The 21,159-nt window shown below is 71.0% G+C and carries 14 protein-coding genes and 1 pseudogene; 9 read left to right on the forward strand and 6 right to left on the reverse strand.

Annotated elements, in window-relative coordinates:
* Positions 1-44: 44 nt before the first annotated feature.
* The 4 genes and pseudogenes from aceA (at position 45) to IGS67_RS13630 (ending at position 4,066) form a co-directional block, all read left to right on the forward strand.
* Positions 45-1,346 (forward strand): isocitrate lyase, encoded by a 1,302-nt coding sequence (gene aceA, locus IGS67_RS05060; protein WP_192278894.1) that lies wholly within the window; start codon positions 45-47, stop codon positions 1,344-1,346.
* A 66-nt stretch (positions 1,347-1,412) separates the two neighbouring features.
* Entirely contained in the window at positions 1,413-3,059 is a 1,647-nt protein-coding gene (gene aceB, locus IGS67_RS05065; RefSeq protein ID WP_192278476.1) for a malate synthase A, read from the forward strand.
* A 128-nt stretch (positions 3,060-3,187) separates the two neighbouring features.
* Positions 3,188-3,271: pseudogene (locus IGS67_RS14485) on the forward strand (DUF2510 domain-containing protein); the annotation flags it as partial.
* A gap of 3 nt (positions 3,272-3,274) precedes the next feature.
* Positions 3,275-4,066: a DUF4190 domain-containing protein gene (locus IGS67_RS13630; RefSeq protein WP_328741576.1), complete on the forward strand. Its 792-nt coding sequence runs from the start codon at positions 3,275-3,277 to the stop codon at positions 4,064-4,066.
* Between the two features lie 340 nt (positions 4,067-4,406).
* Here IGS67_RS13630 and IGS67_RS05080 read toward each other — a convergent pair whose 3' ends face one another.
* Positions 4,407-4,886: a nucleoside deaminase gene (locus IGS67_RS05080; RefSeq protein WP_192278477.1), complete on the reverse strand. Its 480-nt coding sequence runs from the start codon at positions 4,884-4,886 to the stop codon at positions 4,407-4,409.
* A gap of 75 nt (positions 4,887-4,961) precedes the next feature.
* Here IGS67_RS05080 and IGS67_RS05085 point away from each other — a divergent pair, with 75 nt between their 5' ends.
* Positions 4,962-6,086 carry a GuaB3 family IMP dehydrogenase-related protein gene (locus IGS67_RS05085; protein ID WP_192278479.1) on the forward strand — a complete coding sequence of 375 codons (1,125 nt, stop codon included), beginning with the start codon at positions 4,962-4,964 and terminating at the stop codon, positions 6,084-6,086.
* 133 nt (positions 6,087-6,219) lie between these two features.
* Positions 6,220-7,914 (forward strand): succinic semialdehyde dehydrogenase, encoded by a 1,695-nt coding sequence (locus tag IGS67_RS05090; RefSeq protein ID WP_192278481.1) that lies wholly within the window; start codon positions 6,220-6,222, stop codon positions 7,912-7,914.
* A 105-nt stretch (positions 7,915-8,019) separates the two neighbouring features.
* On the opposite strand, the gene IGS67_RS05095 is transcribed toward IGS67_RS05090, so the two are convergent.
* From IGS67_RS05095 to IGS67_RS05105, 3 genes are all read right to left on the reverse strand, one after another.
* Positions 8,020-9,246, reverse strand: coding sequence for an acetate kinase (locus IGS67_RS05095; RefSeq protein ID WP_192278483.1), 1,227 nt, complete (start codon positions 9,244-9,246; stop codon positions 8,020-8,022).
* Between the two features lie 38 nt (positions 9,247-9,284).
* Positions 9,285-11,366, reverse strand: coding sequence for a phosphate acetyltransferase (gene pta / locus IGS67_RS05100; RefSeq protein WP_328741580.1), 2,082 nt, complete (start codon positions 11,364-11,366; stop codon positions 9,285-9,287).
* 380 nt (positions 11,367-11,746) lie between these two features.
* Positions 11,747-14,224, reverse strand: a complete 2,478-nt coding sequence (locus IGS67_RS05105; protein ID WP_192278896.1) for a phosphoketolase family protein — start codon at positions 14,222-14,224, stop codon at positions 11,747-11,749.
* A gap of 226 nt (positions 14,225-14,450) precedes the next feature.
* Here IGS67_RS05105 and IGS67_RS05110 point away from each other — a divergent pair, with 226 nt between their 5' ends.
* The gene (locus IGS67_RS05110) at positions 14,451-15,383 is read left to right on the forward strand and encodes an SURF1 family protein (RefSeq protein ID WP_235977740.1); all 933 of its coding nucleotides are present in this window, start codon (positions 14,451-14,453) and stop codon (positions 15,381-15,383) included.
* Between the two features lie 95 nt (positions 15,384-15,478).
* On the opposite strand, the gene IGS67_RS05115 is transcribed toward IGS67_RS05110, so the two are convergent.
* Complete coding sequence (locus IGS67_RS05115) at positions 15,479-17,221, reverse strand: ABC transporter ATP-binding protein (protein WP_192278487.1); 1,743 nt, start codon at positions 17,219-17,221, stop codon at positions 15,479-15,481.
* Complete coding sequence (locus tag IGS67_RS05120; protein WP_328741583.1) at positions 17,218-18,984, reverse strand: ABC transporter ATP-binding protein; 1,767 nt, start codon at positions 18,982-18,984, stop codon at positions 17,218-17,220. The genes IGS67_RS05115 and IGS67_RS05120 overlap by 4 nt, the downstream gene beginning before the upstream one ends.
* Before the next feature lie 58 nt (positions 18,985-19,042).
* Here IGS67_RS05120 and IGS67_RS05125 point away from each other — a divergent pair, with 58 nt between their 5' ends.
* Together IGS67_RS05125 and guaA are read left to right on the forward strand one after the other, a co-directional pair.
* Positions 19,043-19,465 (forward strand): DUF3817 domain-containing protein, encoded by a 423-nt coding sequence (locus tag IGS67_RS05125; RefSeq protein ID WP_328741585.1) that lies wholly within the window; start codon positions 19,043-19,045, stop codon positions 19,463-19,465.
* Positions 19,466-19,514: 49 nt separating this feature from the next.
* Entirely contained in the window at positions 19,515-21,092 is a 1,578-nt protein-coding gene (guaA, locus tag IGS67_RS05130; protein ID WP_192278494.1) for a glutamine-hydrolyzing GMP synthase, read from the forward strand.
* Positions 21,093-21,159 lie beyond the last annotated feature (67 nt).

Below are 21,159 nucleotides of genomic sequence, written 5' to 3' on the forward strand. Positions count from 1 at the left end.
CCTTCACCCCGCAGGACACCGCCGCCGACGGCACGGGCGAGAAGATCGTCGCCTCCGCACGCGTCCTGCCCGGCGACCAGACCCAGACCGCCGCCGAGCTCGCCCACGACTGGGCGACCAACCCCCGCTGGGCCGGCATCCGCCGCGACTACACGGCCGAGGACGTCATCATGCTCCGCGGCTCCATCCGCGAGGACGCGACGCTCGCCCGCCGCGGCGCCGAGCGGCTCTGGGACCTCCTCCACTCGGAGGAGTGGATCGCGGCCCTCGGCGCCCTCACCGGCAACCAGGCCGTCCAGCAGGTCCGCGCGGGCCTCAAGGCCATCTACCTCTCGGGCTGGCAGGTCGCGGCCGACGCCAACCTCTCCGGCCAGACGTACCCCGACCAGTCGCTCTACCCCGCGAACTCCGTCCCCGCCGTCGTGCGCCGTATCAATAACGCGCTCCTGCGCGCCGACCAGATCGAGACCGCCGAGCTCGGCCGTCCGGCCCGCGAGTGGCTCGCCCCGATCGTCGCCGACGCCGAGGCCGGCTTCGGCGGCCCCCTCAACGCGTACGAGCTCATGCACCAGATGATCACCGCGGGCGCGGCCGGCGTGCACTGGGAGGACCAGCTCGCGTCGGAGAAGAAGTGCGGCCACCTCGGCGGCAAGGTCCTCGTCCCGACGCAGCAGCACGTGCGCACGCTCTCCTCCGCCCGGCTCGCCGCCGACGTCGCCGGCACCTCGACGATCGTCATCGCACGGACCGACGCTCTCGCCGCCGACCTCATCACGAGCGACATCGACGAGCGCGACCGCCCGCTCCTCACGGGCGAGCGGTCCTCCGAGGGCTTCTACCGCACGCGTCCCGGCCTCGAGGCCGTCATCAAGCGCGGCCTCGCGTACGCGCCCTACGCCGACCTCATCTGGGTCGAGACGGGCGAGCCCGACCTCGGTCTCGCCCGGGAGTTCGCCGAGGCGATCCACGCCGAGCACCCCGGCAAGATGCTCGCCTACAACTGCTCGCCGTCGTTCAACTGGAAGAAGCACCTCGACGACGCGCAGATCGCGCGCTTCCAGCGTGAGCTCGCGAGCTACGGCTACGCGTTCCAGTTCATCACCCTCGCGGGCTTCCACGCCCTCAACCACTCGATGTTCGAGCTCGCCCGCGGCTACCGCGACCGCGGCATGAGTGCGTACGTCGAGCTCCAGGAGGCCGAATTCGCCTCCGAGGCCGACGGCTACACCGCGACCCGCCACCAGCGGGAGGTCGGTACCGGCTACTTCGACCGCGTCGCAGGAGTGCTCAACCCCGACAGCGCCACCCTCGCGCTCGTCGGGTCCACCGAGACCGAGCAGTTCTGACCCCACCCCCGCACGTGCCGGCGCGGGCCCACCGGGCCCGCGCCGGCGTCCCCGAAGGAGCACGCCATGACCCTCACGACCGACACGACGTCCCCGCCGCGCACGCGCCCGACGATCCGCCCGACGCGCGACGCCGGCCCCCGTGGCGACGAGATCCTCACGCCCGACGCCCTTGACTTCGTCGCCGAGCTCCACGACCGGTTCGCGGCCCGTCGCCACGAGCTCCTCGTCGAGCGCCAGCGCGCCCGGCAGATGATCGAGGACGGCATCGACCCCGACTTCCTGCCCGAGACCCGTGACATCCGCGACGACCGCACGTGGCGCGTCGCCGGCCCCGGCCCGGGGCTCGAGCGCAGGCACGTCGAGATCACCGGCCCGACCGACCCGAAGATGGCGATCAACGCCCTGTCCTCCGGGGCGAACGTGTGGCTCGCCGACCACGAGGACGCGCTGAGCCCCACATGGGAGAACATCGTCGGCGGGCAGGTCGCCCTCCACGACGGCATCCGCGGCACGCTCCGCTTCACGTCTCCCGAGGGCAAGGAGTACCGGCTGCCGTCGAGCACGCTCACGGACCTGCCGACGATCGTGTTCCGGCCGCGCGGGTGGCACCTCATCGAGAAGCACCTGCGGTCGGTCGATCGCGCAGGCACCGAGACGCCCGCGTCGGCGTCGCTCGTCGACGCCGGCCTCTACCTCTTCCACAACGCCCGCGAGCTCGTCGCGCGCGGCCGCGGCCCCTACCTCTACCTGCCCAAGCTCGAGGGGCGGCGCGAGGCGCGCCTGTGGGACGAGGTGTTCTCGTACTCCGAGGAGCGTCTGGGCCTGCCGCACGGCACGATCCGCGCGACCGTCCTCATCGAGACGCTGCCCGCGGCGTTCGAGATGGAGGAGATCCTCTACGAGCTGCGCGACCACTGCGCGGGGCTCAACGCCGGCCGCTGGGACTACCTCTTCTCGATGATCAAGAACTTCCGTCGTCGCGGCTCGTTCTTCGTCCTGCCGGACCGGGGGTCCGTGACGATGACTGTCCCGTTCATGCGGGCGTACACCGAGCTGCTCGTCGCGACCTGCCACCAGCGCGGTGCGCAGGCCATCGGCGGCATGAGCGCGTTCATCCCCGACCGTCGTCGTCCCGAGGTCACCGAGCGCGCGGAGAAGCAGGTCCGTGCGGACAAGCGACGTGAGGCGACCGACGGGTTCGACGGCACGTGGGTCGCGCACCCCGACCTCATCCCGTTCGCCCGCGAGGAGTTCGAGGCCGTCCTCGAGGGACGCGACGACCAGCGGCACCGTCTGCGCGAGGACGTCCACGTCACGGCGCGCGACCTGCTCGACGTCTCGTCGGCGTCGGCCGGTGCGGGCGTCTCGGCGGAGGGGCTGCGCACGAACATCTCCGTCGGCGTCCGGTACGTCGCCTCGTGGCTGCGGGGCACGGGCGCCGCGGCGATCGACCACCTCATGGAGGACGCGGCGACCGCGGAGATCTCGCGCTCGCAGGTGTGGCAGTGGATCCACAACGGCACGCGCACGCAGGGCGGGGCGCTCATCACGGCCGAGCGCGTCGAGACGCTCCTCGCCCAGATCGTCGACGACCTGCCGCGCACACCGGGCGACAGGATCGACGAGGCCGCGCAGATCTTCCGTGACGTCGCGTGCGGGGACGAGTTCCCGACGTTCCTGACGATCGGTGCGTACGCGCGGCTCGACTGAGCCGCCGCACGCTGACGGGGATCGTGGCTACAGCCACGATCCCCGTCAGCGCGGGTGCTAGCCTTGCCGCCACGGTGGGGCGTTACAGGGGCGCATCGCCTTCGCGACGAGGTGAGAACGTGAGTGTTGTGCCACCCGGGTGGTACCCGGACGGGTCGGGGAACCACAGGTACTGGGACGGTACGAGCTGGACCGAGCACACGACGCCAGCGGCGGTGTCGCCGCAGACCTTGGACGTGCCTGCCGGGCAATTCGACGGCACGGAGCGCGTCGTTGTCGCCCAGGAGCCCACTCGAGGAAGCGTCGACGGCGCCGGGGTCGTACGGGGAGGCGCAGCCTTGCGTGTCGCCGGGATCGTCGGCGCGGCGGTCGGAGCGGTCGCGCTGCTCCCCGGCCCCGGCCTCCTGAGTAGCGTCGTGCACGCCGTCGCTCTTCTAGTCGCAGTGCTCGCGCTCGTCTCGCTGTCGCTCCGGTGGAGAGGAACCGCGCTGGTCTCGTTGTCCGTCGTGACGGCTCTGACGTTCCTCGGCAGCTTCGATGGCCGCTCGACGCCGTTCATGCTCGTCGGTGTGCTGGCGCTCGTGGGGTTCGTGGTCGCGCTCGTCTCGGCGTGGCGGATCGACCCCGACATGGTCCAGTCCCAGCGGGCCGCGCGGTCCGCGCGCAGGGCGCAGGTGGCGCATCAGGCGCGGGTGGTCCAGGTCGAGCAGTGGGAGGCGGCGTACCGCGAGGTCCACGGTGGGCAGGCCCCGCCACCGGGAGCGTTACCGCCGGGCGCCGCGTCAGTGCTCTCTCCGGCCAGGACCAACGTGGCGGCGATTCTGTCGCTCGTCTTCGGTCTCGGCGGAGGCCTGCTTGGGATCGTCTTCGGGCACGTGGCGCTCAAGCAGATCGCCGAGACCGGGGAGCGTGGGCGCGGCCTGGCTGTGGCGGGGTTGGTCCTCGGATACCTAGGTCTGCTCATCATCGTGGCTGTAGTGGTGGGTCTGCTGGTGCTGGCGGGCTGACAGGTACCGCGCTCGTGTGCGGGCGAACGGCCTCAATGCGCGCGTGTCGCCGTACGTGGACATAGGAGCACCGTTGAGGTGCGTTGACTTCAAGAAGGTGCTCCACAACGCGCGTTCGATCCCCAGGCACGACGCGACGATCCCGCACCTGCGCACCGGTGACGGACCCACCCAGACCCAGCTCGCCCAGAAGCCCGGTGACTCCGGTCAGTTGCTCAACGCGATCGAGAACGGCCGCCCCAGTGCCTCAAGGTCCTCGTGTCATGCAGTTTCTCGACGTCCTCGACGAGAGCCTTCATGATCCGTGGCGGTGCCGACTGCTGACGTCGCAGTCGGGACGTCAGCCCGCGCCGTGGAGGCGCGCGTGGAGCGCCCGGACCTCGCCGGCGAGCTTCGGCACCGGACCCTCGACGACGATGCCCGGCGCGACGTCCTGCACGGGCAGCGGCAGCACCGGGGCGGGAGCGACGCCCCACGCGGTGAGCCACTCGGTGAGCTGTGCGGAGCTCGCGACGTAGACGATGCGTCCGAGCCCCACCCACGCGTGCGCCGCCGCGCACATGGGGCAGTGCTCGCCCGATGTGAAGACCGTCGCACCTGCGCGCTCGGCCGGCGTGAGGTGGGCAGCGGCCCACCGCGCGAGCTCGAGCTCGGGATGACGCGTGCGGTCGCCGTCCTTGACGCGGTTGCGGTCCTCTGCTCGCACCCGACCCGTGGCGTCGACGAGCACCGAGCCGAAGGGCTCGTCGCCGTCGTCGAGGGCCTCGCGTGCGAGCTCGACGCAGCGGCGCAGGTGGGTGAGGTCGTCGTCGGTGATCATGACTTCACCCTGCCGCAACGGCTCCTGGGACGACAGTCGCGGGCGACGGCATCTCCTCGCGGTACCCTGGGACCCGTGAGCAACGAGATCGAGATCGGCCGTGGCAAGCGCGGACGCCGCGCATACTCCTTCGACGACATCGCGATCGTGCCCTCGCGGCGCACGCGTGACCCGAAGGACGTCTCCGTCAGCTGGCAGATCGATGCCTTCCACTTCGAGACGCCGATCATCGCCGCCCCCATGGACTCCGTCATGAGCCCCGCGACCGCGATCGCGCTCGGCAAGCTCGGCGGCCTGGGCGTCCTCGACCTCGAGGGGCTGTGGACGCGCTACGAGGACCCGCAACCGCTCCTCGACGAGATCGCGTCGCTCGACGACGCTCGTGCGACGACGCGCATGCAGGAGATCTACTCCGAGCCCATCAAGGGCGAGCTCATCAAGGCGCGCCTCAAGGAGATCCGCGACGCGGGCGTCGTCGTCGCGGGCGCCCTCACGCCGCAGCGCACGCAGGAGTTCTACGCGGACGTCCTCGCGGCTGGCGTCGACCTCTTCGTCATCCGCGGCACGACGGTCTCGGCGGAGCACGTCTCCGCGAACGCCGAGCCCCTCAACCTCAAGCGGTTCATCTACGAGCTCGACGTGCCCGTCATCGTCGGCGGCGCCGCGACGTACCAGGCTGCGCTCCACCTCATGCGCACGGGTGCCGCGGGCGTCCTCGTCGGCTTCGGTGGCGGTGCCGCGCACACGACACGCACGACGCTCGGCATCCACGCGCCCATGGCGTCGGCGGTCGCCGACGTCGCCGCGGCGCGTCGTGACTACCTCGACGAGTCCGGCGGCCGCTACGTCCACGTCATCGCCGACGGCGCGATCGGACGCTCGGGCGACCTCGTCAAGGCCGTCGCGTGCGGTGCGGACGCCGTCATGGTCGGTGCGGCGCTCGCCCGCGCGACCGACGCTCCCGGCAAGGGCTTCCACTGGGGTTCCGAGGCGCACCACCTGCAGCTGCCGCGCGGTCACCGCGTCGAGGTCGGCCAGGCCGGCACGTTCGAGCAGATCCTCTTCGGCCCGTCCGACCGTGCCGACGGCACGCTCAACCTCGTCGGGGCGCTGCGCCGTTCGATGGCGACGACCGGCTACTCGGACCTCAAGGAGCTCCAGCGCGTCGAGGTCGTCGTCTCGCCGTACCAGCCGCACTGATCCTTCCCGCACGTACGCCGCGGCCCGCCGACGCTCCCCGCGTCGGCGGGCCGTGGTGTACCCGGGGTGGTTCCTCGGTTCGCGGAGAGGTGAAACCCAGCGGACTGTCAGGGGCAGGACGTAGATTCGACCCATGAGCCCCGAGCCGCACGTGCCCGCCGACGACGCCGGACACGAGGAGACCCCGAACACCCCCGGACAGGCCGCTCCCGCTCCCGCGGCCCACGGCCCCGCGGCCGACGGCCCGCTCGACCCCGAGGACGTCGGGTCGACGTACCTCCTCGAGCCGGGTGACCTCACGCATCTGCTGCGGCAGCTCGTCGTGTCGCCCGGCGCGCGGGAGGATCTCGTCCGCTCGCCGCAGACGGGTGCGCCGCTCGCGTCCGTGCCTGTCTCGACGCCTGAGGACGTCGCACGCGCGGTTGCAGAGGCGCGGGCGGCGCAGCGCGCGTGGGCCCGGCGGTCGGTCACCGACCGCGCGCGCGTCCTGCTCGCGCTCGGGGACATCGTCCTCGCCGAGCAGTCGGACGTGCTCGACCTCGTCCAGCTCGAGAACGGGAAGTCGCGTGCGAGCGCCTTCGAGGAGGTCGCGGACCTCGCGCAGGTGACGCGCCACTACGGCGTCCGCGGGGCCTCCTACCTGCGTGACCGGCGCGTGCCGGGCATGCTGCCGGTCCTCACGTCTGCGCGCGTCCACCGCCGACCGGTCGGGGTCGTCGGTGTCATCGCGCCGTGGAACTACCCGCTGACGCTCGCGCTGTCCGACGCCCTGCCTGCGCTGCTCGCGGGCAACGCCGTCGTCCTCAAGCCGGATCCGCAGACGACGCTCACGGCGCTGTGGGCTGCCGAGGCGCTCGTGCGCGCGGGGCTGCCGCGCGGCGTCCTGCGCGTCGTGGCAGGCGGGGGAGAGGTCGGCGCCGCGCTCGTCGACGCCGTCGACCACGTCGTCTTCACGGGCTCGACCGCGACCGGCCGCAAGGTCGCCGCCCAGGCCGCGGGCCGCCTCGTCGGCGCAACCCTCGAGCTCGGCGGCAAGAACCCCCTCTACGTCGCCGCGGACGCGGACGTCGACGCTGCCGCGCTCGGCGCCGTCCGCGCATGCTTCGCCAACACGGGCCAGCTGTGCATGTCGATCGAACGTCTCTACGTCCACACCGACGTCGCCGAGGAGTTCACGGCCGCGTTCGTTGCGCGCGTGCGGGAGCTGCGCGTCGGCGCGGGCCTCGACTACTCCCACGACGTCGGCTCGCTCACGACCTCCGCACAGCTCGAGCGCGTCACCGAGCACGTCGACGACGCGCTCCGCCGCGGCGCGCGCGTACTCGTCGGTGGCGTCCACCGCACCGACCTCGGCCCGCTCTTCCACGAGCCGACCGTCCTGACGGACGTCCCCGACGACGCCCTGTGCGCGCGCGAGGAGACGTTCGGGCCGCTCGTCACGCTGCGCGTCGTGCGCGACGACGACGAGGCCGTGCGCCTCATGAACGACACCGACTACGGCCTCAACGCGAGCATCTGGACGACGAGTGCCCGCCGCGGGCGTGAGCTCGCCGCGCGCGTCGAGGCCGGCTCCGTCGGCATCAACGACGGCTACGCGTCCGCGTGGGGCTCCGTCGCCGCGCCCATGGGCGGCTTCAAGCAGTCCGGCCTCGGCCGGCGACACGGCCGCGAGAGCATCGAGGCGATGACCGAGCCGCAGACGATCGTCGTCCAGCGGCTCGTCGGCCACGGCGCGAGCCTCGACGAGCTCTTCAAGCTCCCCGACGGCAAGGGCCAGGCGCTCCTCACGACGGGGTTGCGCGCCCTGCGGGCGCTGCGGATGCCGTGAGCGGGCAGGGGCGTCGTGCAGAAGACGCCCGTCCGACAGGGGAATCCGCGCAGATGGCTGCTCGGAGCAACCATCCGCGCGGATTCCTGCGCGCGGGGCAGAGCGTCAGAGAGGTGTGGCGGTGGGGGCTGCCGCAAGTTCGGTGACGCGCGCGACGCTCTGCTGCGCGATCGCGAGCTCCTCGTTCGTCGGGACGACAAGCACCGTGACCCGCGACGCGTCCGTCGAGATGATCGTCGGCTCCTTCTTACGACCCGCGTTGCGCACCGGGTCGATCTCGATGCCGAGCTCGGCGAGACCCGCGAGCGCGAGCCCGCGCACCACGTCGTCGTTCTCGCCGATGCCCGCCGTGAACGTGATGACGTCGACACCGCCGAGCACAGCAAGGTAGGAACCCACGTACTTCTTGAGCCGGTGCGCGTAGACGTCCAGTGCCAGACGCGCATCCTGGGAGCCCTGCTCGACGAGCTCGTGGATCGCACGGAAGTCCGACTCGCCCGTGAGCCCGAGCATGCCCGAGCGCTTGTTGAGCAGCGTGTCGATCTCGTCGACGCTCATGCCCGCCGTGCGGTGCAGGTGGAAGATCACCGCCGGGTCGATGTCCCCCGAGCGCGTCCCCATGACGAGACCCTCGAGCGGCGTCAGACCCATCGACGTCTCGACCGCGACCCCGCCCCGGACCGCCGACACCGACGCTCCGTTGCCGAGATGCAGGATGATCTGCCGCAGGTCCGCGAGCGGACGGCCCAGGAACTCCGCGGCGGCCTTCGAGACGAAGTCGTGCGACGTGCCGTGGAACCCGTACCGGCGCACCTGGTTCGCCGCCGCGACCTCACGGTCGATCGCGTACGTAAACGCGGCCTCCGGGAGTGTCTGGAAGAACGCCGTGTCGAAGATCACGACGTGCGGGACGTCCGGCAGGAGCTCGCGCGCGACCTCGAGCCCCGCGACGTGCCCCGGGTTGTGCAGGGGAGCGAGCGGCACGAGGCTACGGATCTGCTCGACGACCTCGTCCGTGACGAGCGTCGGGCCCGAGAACAGCGAGCCGCCCTGGACGACCCGGTGCCCCACGGCGACGACGTTCGCCGACGCGATGTCCGGACCGTGCTCCGCGAAGAGGTCCAGTACGCGGCGCAGACCCGTCGCGTGGTCCGGGACCGGCTCGTCGAGACGCGTCTGCTCGCCCGCGTGCTTGTGCGTGACGATGCCCTCGGACTGGCCGATGCGCTCGACGACGCCGGAGGCGATCGCCTCGCCGTCGACCGTGTCGACGAGCTGGTACTTGATCGACGACGAACCTGCGTTGATGACGAGGACGGACGGGTGGGTCATGGTGTGAGCAGCTCCTTGCTTCTCCGCGTCGTGCGCGGTCACGCGCCCGTGGGCGCGTCGCCCTGGGCCTGGATGGCCGTGATGGCCACGGTGTTGACGATGTCCTGCACGAGCGCGCCCCGCGAGAGGTCGTTGACCGGCTTGCGCAGACCCTGCAGGACCGGGCCGACCGCGACCGCTCCCGCGGACCGCTGCACGGCCTTGTACGTGTTGTTACCCGTGTTGAGGTCCGGGAAGATGAAGACCGTCGCACGACCCGCGACCGCCGAGTCCGGAAGCTTCGTCTGCGCGACCGACGCGTCGACCGCGGCGTCGTACTGGATCGGCCCTTCGACCGAGAGGTCGGGCCGCCGCTCGCGCACGATCTCCGTCGCGCGCCGCACCTTGTCGACGTCCGCGCCCGAGCCGGACGAGCCCGTCGAGTACGAGAGCATCGCGATGCGCGGCTCCACACCGAACTGGGCGGCCGTCGCCGCGGACGAGATCGCAATGTCCGCGAGCTGCTCGGCCGTCGGGTCCGGGTTGACGGCGCAGTCGCCGTAGACGAGCACGCGGTCCTCGAGGCACATGAGGAAGACCGACGAGACGACGGAGACGTCGGGCACGGTCTTGATGATCTCGAACGACGGCTTGATCGTGTGCGCGGTCGTGTGCGCCGCGCCAGAGACCATGCCGTCGGCGAGGCCCAGCTGGACCATCATCGTGCCGAAGTACGACACCGACCGGACGATCTCCCGCGCGCGGTCGACAGTCATGCCCTTGTGCTTGCGCAGCTCCGTGTACTCGAGCGCGAACCGCTCGAAGAGCTCGCCCTCGGACGGGTCGACGAGGTGCGCCTCGGAGAGGTCGAGACCCAGCTCCGCCGCTCGCGCCTGGATGTCGCGCGGCGTGCCGAGGATCGTCAGCTCCGCGACCTGGCGCTGCAGCAGCTGCGCAGCCGCCCGCAGGATGCGGTCGTCGTTGCCCTCGGGCAGGACGATGTGCTTGCGGTCGTTGCGCGCCCGGTCGAGCAGCTCGTACTCGAACATCAGCGGGGTGACGACGTCCGTCCGCGACAGCTGCAGGTGGTCGAGCAGCGCGTCGCCCGCGACGTACTGCTCGAAGAGCGCGAGCGCGGCCGCGACCTTGAGCTCGGCGTCCTTCGTCACCATGCCGCGCGTCTCGTACGCGGCCGACGCCGAACGGAACGTCCCGAGGTCCGTCGCGACGATCGGCAGTCGCTGGTCAAGCCCCTCGACGAGCCGTGCGATCGTCTCGGGCGGCGTGAAGCCACCGTTGAGGATGATGCCCGAGAGGCTCGGGAAGCCCGCCGCGGAGTTCGCCATGACAAGACCGAGAAGGATGTCGGACCGGTCTCCGGGGGCGATGACGACGGACCCCTCCTTGATGCGGCCGAGGAGGTGCTCGACGCCCATCGCCCCGACCTGCACGTCGAGGACCTCACGGCCCAGGAGAGCAGGGTCGCCGAGCAGCAGGCGGCCGCCGACGGCATCGGCGAGCTGGCCCATCGTCGGCGCGGAGAGGAACGGCTCCTCCGGTACGGCCCAGCTCGGCAGCGGACCGTCGAGCGCGGCGGCGACCGCCGCCGTCTGCTCGGGGGCGCACCGGTTGGCGACGACCGAGATCGCGTGCGCGTGGTGCGCCGCGAGCTCCGCGATCGCGACGTCCGCGCTCTGACGGACGGCCTCGGGCGTGCGGCGGGCACCGGAGACGACGAGGAGCACGGGGGCGCCGAGGTTCGCGGCGATGCGCGCGTTGACGCCGAGCTCGGTGGGGCCTGCGACGTCCGTGTAGTCCGTGCCGACGATGACGACGACGTCGCACTTGGCCTCGACCGCGTGGTAGCGGGAGACGATCGTCGACAGCGCAGCCTCGGCGTCCGCGTGGAGCTCGTCGTACGTGACGCCGACGCACTCCTCGTAGGAGAGGTCCACGCCGTCGTGCGCGAGCAGCAGCTCGAGGACGTGGTCACGCGTCTCCGTCGACCGTGCGACGGGACGGAAGACGCCGACCCGCTGCACGCGACGGGTGAGGAGATCGACGACGCCGAGAGCGAGGGTCGATTTGCCCGTCGCACCTTCGGCAGACGTGATGTAGATGTTCCGTGCCGACGTTGTCACGAGCTCGCCTCCTGTGCGGGCGACCCCCTCCGGGCCGCCGGGTGCGGAGCGCCGACTGCGTCGACGCCGGTCCGCAGTGCGAACCCGCCGTTGGGCGGGCTCACTTTCCACCAAACACGGTGGCTGTCGGGGAAACGGGGGACAGAGGTCCCATGATGTCCGCGAGGCCGTGTGTGGCTGAACACAGCCTTTCATCCCCGCTGGCCGTCGTCATTCAAACAAGCCGCCGGAGGGACGAGACGTCCGTCACGACGAGCCCTTCGCCCGCACTCCTTGCCGCCCGCCCCCTGCAGCCCTCCCTTCCCCGACGGATTGACGTTCTACCCGCATTCGATGCGGGTAGAACGTCAATCCGTCAGGAGGGGCGGGGTAGCGCGGGGCTACTCGTTGTCTCCGCCTGTCTCGACCGCGGCGCCCGTGCCGAGGGGCGTGCCGCTGGCCTCGGCGAGCGCCGCCGCCGCGGGCCACACCCAGTCACGGATCTCCCGCAGGTCCTCCCCGTGCGAGCGCGTGTACTGCCGGGCCCGCAGCCGCTCATCCTGCATGTGCTGACGCAGCGCACCGTAGCGGGAGCCGAGGCCCTCAACCCGGTCGATGACGTCAATGACGAGGTGGAAGCGGTCGAGGTCATTGAGCATGACCATGTCGAACGGCGTCGTCGTCGTGCCCTCCTCCTTGTACCCGCGCACGTGAATGTTGCTGTGCCCTTTGCGGCGATACGTGAGGCGGTGGATGAGCCACGGGTAGCCGTGGTACGCGAAGATCACCGGCGCGTCCGTCGTGAAAATCGTGTCGAAGTCACGGTCGGACAGGCCGTGCGGATGCTCGCGCTCATCCTGCAGCCGCATGAGGTCGACGACGTTGACGACGCGCACCCGCAGCTCCGGCACATGTTGACGCAGCAGATCGGCGGCCGCGAGCACCTCAAGCGTCGGGACGTCGCCCGCGCATGCCAGGACGACGTCCGGATCCTCGCCCGCGACCTCCGTGCCCGCCCACTCCCAGATGCCCAGGCCGCGCTTGCAGTGCGCCACCGCCTCGTCCATGGTCAGCAGGTCCGCGGTGGGCTGCTTCCCCGCGACGACGACGTTGATGTAGTCGCGCGACCGCAAGCAATGGTCATACGTGCTCAGCAGGGTGTTCGTGTCGAACGGCAGGTAGACCCGCACCACCTCGGCCTTCTTGTTGACGACGTGGTCAACGAAGCCTGGGTCCTGGTGGGAAAAGCCGTTGTGGTCCTGGCGCCACACGTGACTCGAGAGCAGGTAGTTGAGGCTCGGCACGGGACGACGCCACGGGATCTCGCGCGTGACCTTGAGCCACTTCGCGTGCTGGTTGACCATCGAGTCGACAATATGGATGAACGCCTCGTAGCAACTGAACAGACCGTGGCGCCCCGTGAGCAGATAGCCCTCAAGCCACCCCTGGCACTGATGCTCCGAGAGCATCTCGACGACGCGCCCGCGGCGCGCAAGGTGATCGTCGTCATCCGTCGGCAGGTACGCGGCATTCCACACCTTGTCGGTGGCCTTGTACACCGCCTGGAGGCGGTTCGACGCGGTTTCGTCGGGCCCGAAAATCCGGAACGTCGACGGATTGAGCCGGACGACGTCCGTGAGGAACTCGCCGAGGACCCGCGTCGCCTCGTGCGACGTCGCACCCGGCGCGGGAACGTCGACGGCGTGATCACGGAAGTCCGGCAGCCGCAGGTCCTGCGTGAGCAGGCCCCCGTTCGCGTGCGGATTCGCGCTCATCCGCAGCGTGCCCTCCGGAGCAAGCGCCGCAATGTCCGCATCGAGGCGGCCGGTCGCGTCGAAGAGCTCTTCGGGACGGTACGAGCGGAGCCACTCCTCGAGCACCTCAAGGTGCTCGGGCGTGTCCCGCGCGCTCGCGAGCGGAACCTGGTGCGCACGCCAGGAGTCCTCCGTGCGCTTCCCGTCGATGACGGGCGGGCACGTCCAGCCCTTCGGCGTGCGCAGAACGATCATCGGCCACCGCGGACGCGACTCATCGCCCGCCGCGGCGCTCTCCTTGATCGCCGCAATGTCGTCGAGCACCGTGTCGAGAAGCTCGGCGAAGCGCCGGTGGAAGCTCGCCGGTGTTTCGTCGTCGAAGCCCGCAACAAAGACGTGAGGGGTGTGGCCGTAGCCGCGCATGAGCGCCTCGAGCTCGTCGTCGTCAATGCGCGCGAGAACCGTCGGGTTGGCGATCTTGTATCCGTTGAGATGAAGAATCGGCAGGACGACGCCGTCCGTGGCCGGGTTGAGGAACTTGTTTGAGTGCCAGCTCGTCGCGAGCGGACCCGTCTCAGCCTCGCCGTCGCCGACAACCGCGACGACGAGCAAATCCGGATTGTCGAACGCCGCGCCGTACGCATGCGAGAGCGCGTAGCCGAGCTCGCCACCCTCGTGGATCGACCCCGGGGTCTCCGGAGCGACGTGGGAGGGGATCCCACCGGGGAAGGAGAACTGCCGCACGAGGCGGCGCAGGCCCTCATCGTCCTGGGTGATGTCCGGGTACGTCTCGGTGTACGTGCCTTCGAGGTAGGCGTTCGCAACAAGGCCGGGGCCGCCGTGGCCCGGGCCCGTGACGTAGAGCGTCGACTGGCTGCGCTCGCGGATCGCCCGGGTGAGGTGCGCGTAGATGAAGTTGAGCCCCGGCGTGGTGCCCCAGTGCCCGAGCAGTCGCGGTTTGACGTGATCGCGGGTGAGGGGCTCCCGCAGGAGCGGGTTCGCCAGGAGGTAGATCTGCCCGACGGACAAGTAGTTGGCGGCACGCCACCAGCCGTCGATGCGGGTGATGGTCTCGTCGTTGAGGGTTCCTGAGCCGCGGTGCCAGGCCGACGTCGGTGTGGCCAGCAGGGCGGCGGACGGAGATGGAACGTTCACGCTGAGCTCCTCGGGAAGGACTTCGGGGTGATTCCGTGCTCTTCCATCTTGCTGCGTTCAGGCCACACGCACGAGAGGAACGGCCACATCCGAGCCCGCCCCTCCCCGACGGATTGACGCTTTACCCGCATTCAATGCGGGTAAAGCGTCAATCCGTCCGGGGATGTGGGTGCCGGGAGCGCGATAGCGTGGGGGCATGTCTGCGCCCGTTCCCGACGCTCCCGCCGAGACCGACGCTGCTGCCCAGGCTGACGCTCCTGCTCCGGCCGACGCGTCGGTTGAAGATGCGGCGTCAGCAGGACGTGGTCCCCGGCCGACGATCGCCGACTATGTGCGTGCCGCGATTGCTCCGCGCGTCGTCGTCATGTTCATCGTCATGATTGCCGCGGTCGCCGTGTGCGCGAACCTTGGCGTGTGGCAGCTCTCGCGTGCCTATGAACGCGGCGCACAGGCCGAGCAGCACCGCCTCGACGAACTGTCCCAGGCCGGACCGCGGGCGCTCGCAGACGTTCTCGTGCCGCAGCGGGCGTTCCCGGGCGCGGCCGTCGGCGCGAGTGTCACCGTGACCGGCACCTTTGAGACCGACCAACTGCTTGTCTCCGGGCGTGCGGCCGATGGCGCGACCGGATACCTCGTGCTCACCCCCTTGCGGGTGAGCGACGACGGCTCCGGGGGCGCGTCGTGGGCCGACCTTTCGGGAGCCCCCGTCATTCCGGTGGTGCGCGGCTGGGTGGCCACGCCCGACGACGCACCCGCGGCGCCCTCGGGCGAGGTGACGGTCACCGGCTACCTGCAGTCCTCCGAAGCCGTCGGCGTCGGCATCGTCACCGACGGGATCACAGACTCCATCTCCTCGGGTCAGCTCGCCAACAGGTGGGGCGGGCCCATCTACTCGGGCTACCTCGTGGCCTCGGCCACGGACCCGGCGGATTCCGAGGCCCTCACGCTCCTGCCGCGACCCACCGTTCAGGGCGGTGAGGGCGTCAACCTGCAGAACCTCTTCTACGCACTGCAATGGTGGATCTTCGGTCTCTTTGCCGTGGGCCTGTGGGTGCAGATGCTCCGCGACGAGGCGCGTACAGGCCGCGATCCCGACGCCTTCGCAGGCTGGGAACAGTTCCGGGACTGAACACGCCCCGCGAGGTCGCTGCTGAGAGTCCAGGTCGCTGATCTCGATCAGCGACCTCAGCTCTCAGCAGCGACCTCGCGGACTGGAACCGTGGGCTACTCGCTCTGCCAGGAGTGCCACAGCGCGGCGTAGTCGCCGCCGGCCGAGACGAGCTCGGCGTGCGGGCCGATCTCGCTGATGCGGCCACCGTCGACCACCGCGACGCGGTCCGCGTCGTGGGCCGTGTGGAGGCGGTGCGCGATCGCGACGACCGTGCGGCCGGTGAGGACCGCGCCGAGCGACGTCTCGAGCTCGCGGGCGGCCCGCGGGTCGAGGAGGCTCGTCGCCTCGTCGAGGATGAGCGTGTGCGGGTCGAGCAGCACGAGGCGCGCGAGCGCGACCTGCTGGGCCTGCGCTGGGCTGAGCTGATAACCGCCTGAGCCGACCTCGGTCTCGATGCCGTCCGGCAGCGAGTCGACCCACGTGCGCGCCGCGACCGCGTCGAGCGCCCCCAGCAGGGCCTCGTCGCTCGCCGTGACGTCGGCGAGGCGCAGGTTGTCGGCGAGCGTGCCGACGAACACGTGGTGCTCCTGCGTGACGAGCGCGACGTGGCCGCGCAGGTCCTCGAGCGGCAGGTCGACGAGCGGCACGCCGCCGACCGTCGCCGCCCCGCCCGTGGGCGGATGGATGCCGGCGATCATGCGGCCGAGCGTCGACTTGCCGGCGCCCGAGGGGCCGACGACCGCGAGGCGCTCGCCAGGGCGCAGGTCGAGGTCGATGCCGTGGAGGACGTCGTGCCCCTCGCGGTACGCGTAGCGCACAGCCTCGGTGCGCACGACCTCGTCCGTGGGCTCGACGCCCGACGTCGTGCGATCCGGCTCGACGAGCCGCACGCCGAAGAGGCGCCCGAGCGACGTCATCGCGACCTGGATCTCGTCGAGCCAGAAAACGAGCTCCCAGATGGGGCCGATGATCATCCGCATGTAGAGGACGATCGCCGTGACGTCACCGACCGTCGTCCAGCCGTGGCTGATGAGGAACGCGCCCCAGAGCAGCAGGATGATCGGCGCGAGCATGAACGGCGTGTCGAGGCCGGGCGTGAGGACCGTCCGCAGCCGGAGCGTGTACCGCTCGGCCTCGAAGGCCTCGCGGAGGTCGGCGCGCAGCCGGTCGCGGCGTGTCTGCTCGAGCGCCAGGGCGTCGATCGTGCGCGCCCCCTCGACGGACTCGGTGATCGTGCCGTTGAGCGCTGCGTACGCGGCGGACTCGCGCTGGTAGCCGGGCGTGGCCCGGGCGAGGTACCACCGCGAGACGATGACGACGATCGGCGCGGTGAGCACCATGACGACCGTCACCTGCGGCGCGATGATGAACGCCGCGACGAGGGTTGCGACGATCGTGATGATCGCGACAAGGACGCGCGGCACGCCGAAACGGACGGCGAACTGCACACGGTCGACGTCGTTCGTCGTGCGACCGACGAGGTCACCCGTGCCGGCCGACTCGACGGTCGAGAGGGGCAGCGCCGTGACGGCATCGACGAAGTCCTCGCGGAGCTCGGCGAACATCGTCTCGCCGTAGACGCGAGCCTTGCGCTGGGCGAAGCGCACGAGGACGGACTGCAGGACGATCGCCGTGACGAAGATCAGCGCCGCCTGGTCGACGACCGCGAGGGACGCGCCCGCGACGATCTGGTCGACGAGACGGCCGACGAGGAGCGGGCCGACGAGACCGGCGAGGGCCGCGATCGTGTGGAGCACCGTGATGCCGATGAGCGGACGGCTATGACGGCGCAGGAGCGCCGCGGTGTGCCGGCGCGTCGTCGGACCGTCGGCGACGGGAAGCTTGCGCCCGCTCATCGGGTCACCTCCGCGGGGGTCTGGGAGTCGTGGGTGTCCATCTTGCGGTCGACGACCGCGCGGTAGCGGCGGCCGTCCTCGCCTGTGTCGGTGACGAGGCCGCGGTGGGTGCCGCGCGCGACGATCGTGCCTCCCTCGAGCAGCACGACCTCGTCGACGTGCTCGAGGACGAGCGGGCTCGCGGTGACGATGACCGTCGTGCGACCGCGGCGCGCGGCCGCGAGACGTTCCGCGATGCGCGCCTCGGTGTGGGCGTCGACCGCGCTTGTCGGCTCGACGAGCACGAGGATCTCGGCGTCCGTGAGGAGCGCGCGCGCGAGCGCGACGCGCTGACGCTGCCCGCCCGAGAGCGTGCGGCCCTTCTCCGTGATCTCGCCGTCGAGCCCGTCGGGCGTCGAGTCGAGGACGTCGGCCGCGTCCGCGACGTGCATGGCCGCGAGGATCTGCTCGTCGGACGCACCGCCGCGGACGTCGAGACCCGCGCGGAGCGACCCCGTGAAGAGGTGGGGCGTCGCTTCGCCGACGACGATGCGGCGGCGCAGGGCCCCCTTGTCGAGGTCGCGCAGTAGGACGCCGCCGAGACGCACGGGTGTCGCGTCCTCGAGCTCGTCGTCGAGCCGGCCGAGCCGGGTCGCGACGGCTGCCGAGGCGTCCGGGTCCTGGCACACGAGCGCGACGAGCCGTCCCGGCGCGACGACGAGGCCCGAGGCCTCGTCGACGAGCTCGGCACCCTCGGCAGGCATGACCGCCGGTGACGACGACGCGGGCGTCGCCGAGCCCGTCTGCAGGACCTTGAGGATCTTGCGGGACGCGATGAACGCGCGCGTGACGAACTGGATGACCTCGACGATGTTCTGCATGGGCCACGTGAGGAACGAGGCGTAGCCGAAGAACGTCACGAGCTGACCGGCCGTGATGTTGCCCTTGACGGCCTCACGTGCACCGAGCCACAGGACGAGCGCGAGCATGAGGTAGGGCAGCAGGATCTGGAGTCCGTCGAGCCACGATTGCGTGACCGCGACGCGCTCGCCCGCGACCTTGACCTTCTGTGATTGCGCCCTGTAGCGGTCCGCGAAGACCTTCTCTCCACCGATACCGCGCAGGATGCGCAGGCCCGAGACGGTGTCCGCGCCGAGCGTCGTGAGACGGCCCTGGGCCTCGCGCTGCGCCGCCTGGCGCGCCTGGAGCGGCTTGACGAGGAGCACGAGCATGCCCGAGACGATCGGAAGGCCGAGCGTCACGACGAGCCCCAGCAGGAGCGACATGTTAAGCATGATGACGGCGACGACGACATACGCGCACAGCGAGCCGACGAGGCGCGCGGCGTTCGCGTAGATGTCGCCCATGCGCAGCGCGTCGGAGGCGACGGTCGCGACGACCTCGCCCGTGGGGAGCTCCTCGCTGATCGCGTCGCCGGACTCGACGATGCGGTTGCCGATGAGCTCGGAGGACGCGAACGACGCGCGCAGCCAGTTGACGACGTCCGCGCGGTGGCCCCACGCGGCCGTGACGACCTGGACGACGGCCGCGGCGAGGAGGATGCCCGCCCACCGCCAGAGCTCGGGGGTCACCCCCTGCTCGAGCCCCGAGTCGAGAGCCACGCCGAAGACGTACGGCATGACCGTCTGGGACGCGAAGGTGAGCACGCCGAGGATGAGCGCGAGGGCGAGCGGGCCCTTCTGCCGGCGGGCCTGCCACCAGAGGAAGCGGCCCGGGGACCGGGTGTCCGGGATGCCTGGGGAGTCGAGGGGGAGTGAACGCACCCGACTAGCATGGACCGGGCCACCGACATTCCCCGAACGCTTTTTCCAGGAGCTTCCCGTGCCGACGCCAGACCTCACGGACCGCATCGCGAAGACCCGCGCCGCGCTCGCGCGCTACCGCGTGCTCGCGCTCGTCACGGGCGTGTTCCTGCTCATCCTGTGCGTCGAGATGATCGTCAAGTACGTGCTGCGAGCGCCCGACGACCTCATGGCGTGGATCGCGTGGATCCCCTTCGCTCACGGCTGGGTCTACGTCGTGTACCTCGTCACGGTCGTCGACCTGTGGGTGAAGATGCGCTGGGGCACCGGACGGCTCGCGACGATGGTCCTCGCGGGTGTCGTGCCTGTCATGTCGTTCGTCGTCGAGAAGAAGGTCCACGCCGAGGCCACGGCGCTGCTCGACGGCGCGGAGCGCGCCGTGGCGGCGGGGACGTCGCAGACGCCGGGCAGCACGGGAGCGGTGGGCAGCACGGCGTCCTGAGCCGCGGGCACCGCCGCGGCCCGGCCGCGCAGGCGTCTATCCTTGTGCGGTGACCAACACCCCGAACCCCGACGGACCCGTTCTCGTCGTCGACCTCGGAGCTCAGTACGCCCAGCTCATCGCGCGCCGCGTGCGTGAGGCCCGGGTGTTCTCTGAGGTCGTCCCGCACACGTGGTCGGTCGAGCGCATGCTCGAGAAGAAGCCCGCGGCGATCATCCTCTCCGGAGGGCCCTCGTCCGTCTACGAGGAGGGTGCGCCGTCCGTCGACCCGGCGATTTTTGACGCCGGCATCCCCGTGCTCGGCATCTGCTACGGCTTCCAGGCCATGGCGCAGGCCCTCGGCGGCACCGTCGCACGGACGGGCACGCGCGAGTACGGCGGCACCGATGTCGCGATCGACCGGACGGGCACGCTGCTCGCTGGCTCGCCGCCCACGCAGACGACCTGGATGAGCCACGGTGACGCCGTTCATGCCGCGCCCGCGGGCTTCGAGGTCCTCGCGACCTCGCCCGGCTCGCCCGTCGCGGCGTTCGAGGACCGCAACCGCGCGCTCTTCGGCGTGCAGTGGCACCCCGAGGTCAAGCACTCCCCGCTCGGCCAGAAGGCCCTCGAGAACTTCCTCTACGAGGGCGTCGGTCTCGCGGGCGACTGGACCCCGGGCAGCGTCATCGCCGACCAGGTCGCCGCGATCCGCGCCCAGGTGGGCGACGCACGCGTGATCTGCGCGCTCTCGGGCGGCGTCGACTCCGCGGTCGCGGCCGCGCTCGTGCAGCGCGCCGTCGGCGACCAGCTCACGTGCGTCCACGTCGACCACGGGCTCATGCGGGCCGGCGAGGTCGAGCAGATCGAGCGCGACTTCGTCGACTCGACGGGCGTGCGCCTCATCGTCCGCGACGAGAAGGAGCGGTTCCTCACCGCGCTCGCCGGCGTGACGGACCCGGAGACCAAGCGCAAGATCATCGGCCGCGAGTTCATCCGGGTCTTCGAGGACGCCGCGCGCCAGGTCGTCGAGGAGGCCGGCGAGTCTGGCACCGAGGTGAAGTTCCTCGTCCAGGGCACTCTCTACCCCGACGTCGTCGAGTCGGGCGGCGGCGAGGGTGCGGCGAACATCAAGAGCCACCACAACGTCGGCGGCCTGCCCGAGGACCTCCAGTTCGAGCTCGTCGAGCCGCTGCGGGACCTCTTCAAGGACGAGGTGCGCGCGGTCGGCCGCGAGCTCGGCGTTCCCGAGGAGATCGTCGCGCGCCAGCCCTTCCCGGGCCCCGGCCTCGGCATCCGCATCGTCGGTGAGGTCACGGCCGAGCGGCTCGACCTGCTGCGCGCCGCCGACGCGATCGCGCGCGCCGAGCTCACGGCCGCGGGCCTCGACGGTGAGATCTGGCAGTGCCCTGTCGTCCTCCTCGCCGACGTCCGCTCCGTCGGCGTTCAGGGCGACGGCCGCACGTACGGCCACCCGATCGTCCTGCGTCCCGTCTCGTCCGAGGACGCGATGACTGCGGACTGGTCGCGCGTGCCCTACGAGGTCCTCGCGAAGATCTCCACACGCATCACGAACGAGGTTCCCGAGGTCAACCGTGTCGTCCTTGACGTCACGAGCAAGCCGCCGGGCACCATCGAGTGGGAGTGAGCCGCAGACCTGCGGCATGACGACGGCCCGTCACCTCTGCGGAGGTGGCGGGCCGTCGTCGTCGTGC

The organism is Flavimobilis rhizosphaerae (assembly GCF_014852685.1).
Taxonomy (GTDB): domain Bacteria; phylum Actinomycetota; class Actinomycetes; order Actinomycetales; family Cellulomonadaceae; genus Flavimobilis; species Flavimobilis rhizosphaerae.

What these genes read in the sequence shown, in the direction of transcription:
- aceB (WP_192278476.1), top strand. Translation starts at nt 1,413, where the DNA reads ATGACCCTCACGACCGACACGACGTCCCCGCCGCGCACGCGCCCGACG.
- IGS67_RS05080 (WP_192278477.1), bottom strand. Translation starts at nt 4,886, where the DNA reads ATGATCACCGACGACGACCTCACCCACCTGCGCCGCTGCGTCGAGCTC.
- IGS67_RS05090 (WP_192278481.1), top strand. Translation starts at nt 6,220, where the DNA reads ATGAGCCCCGAGCCGCACGTGCCCGCCGACGACGCCGGACACGAGGAG.
- IGS67_RS05095 (WP_192278483.1), bottom strand. Translation starts at nt 9,246, where the DNA reads ATGACCCACCCGTCCGTCCTCGTCATCAACGCAGGTTCGTCGTCGATC.
- IGS67_RS05110 (WP_235977740.1), top strand. Translation starts at nt 14,451, where the DNA reads ATGTCTGCGCCCGTTCCCGACGCTCCCGCCGAGACCGACGCTGCTGCC.
- IGS67_RS05115 (WP_192278487.1), bottom strand. Translation starts at nt 17,221, where the DNA reads ATGAGCGGGCGCAAGCTTCCCGTCGCCGACGGTCCGACGACGCGCCGG.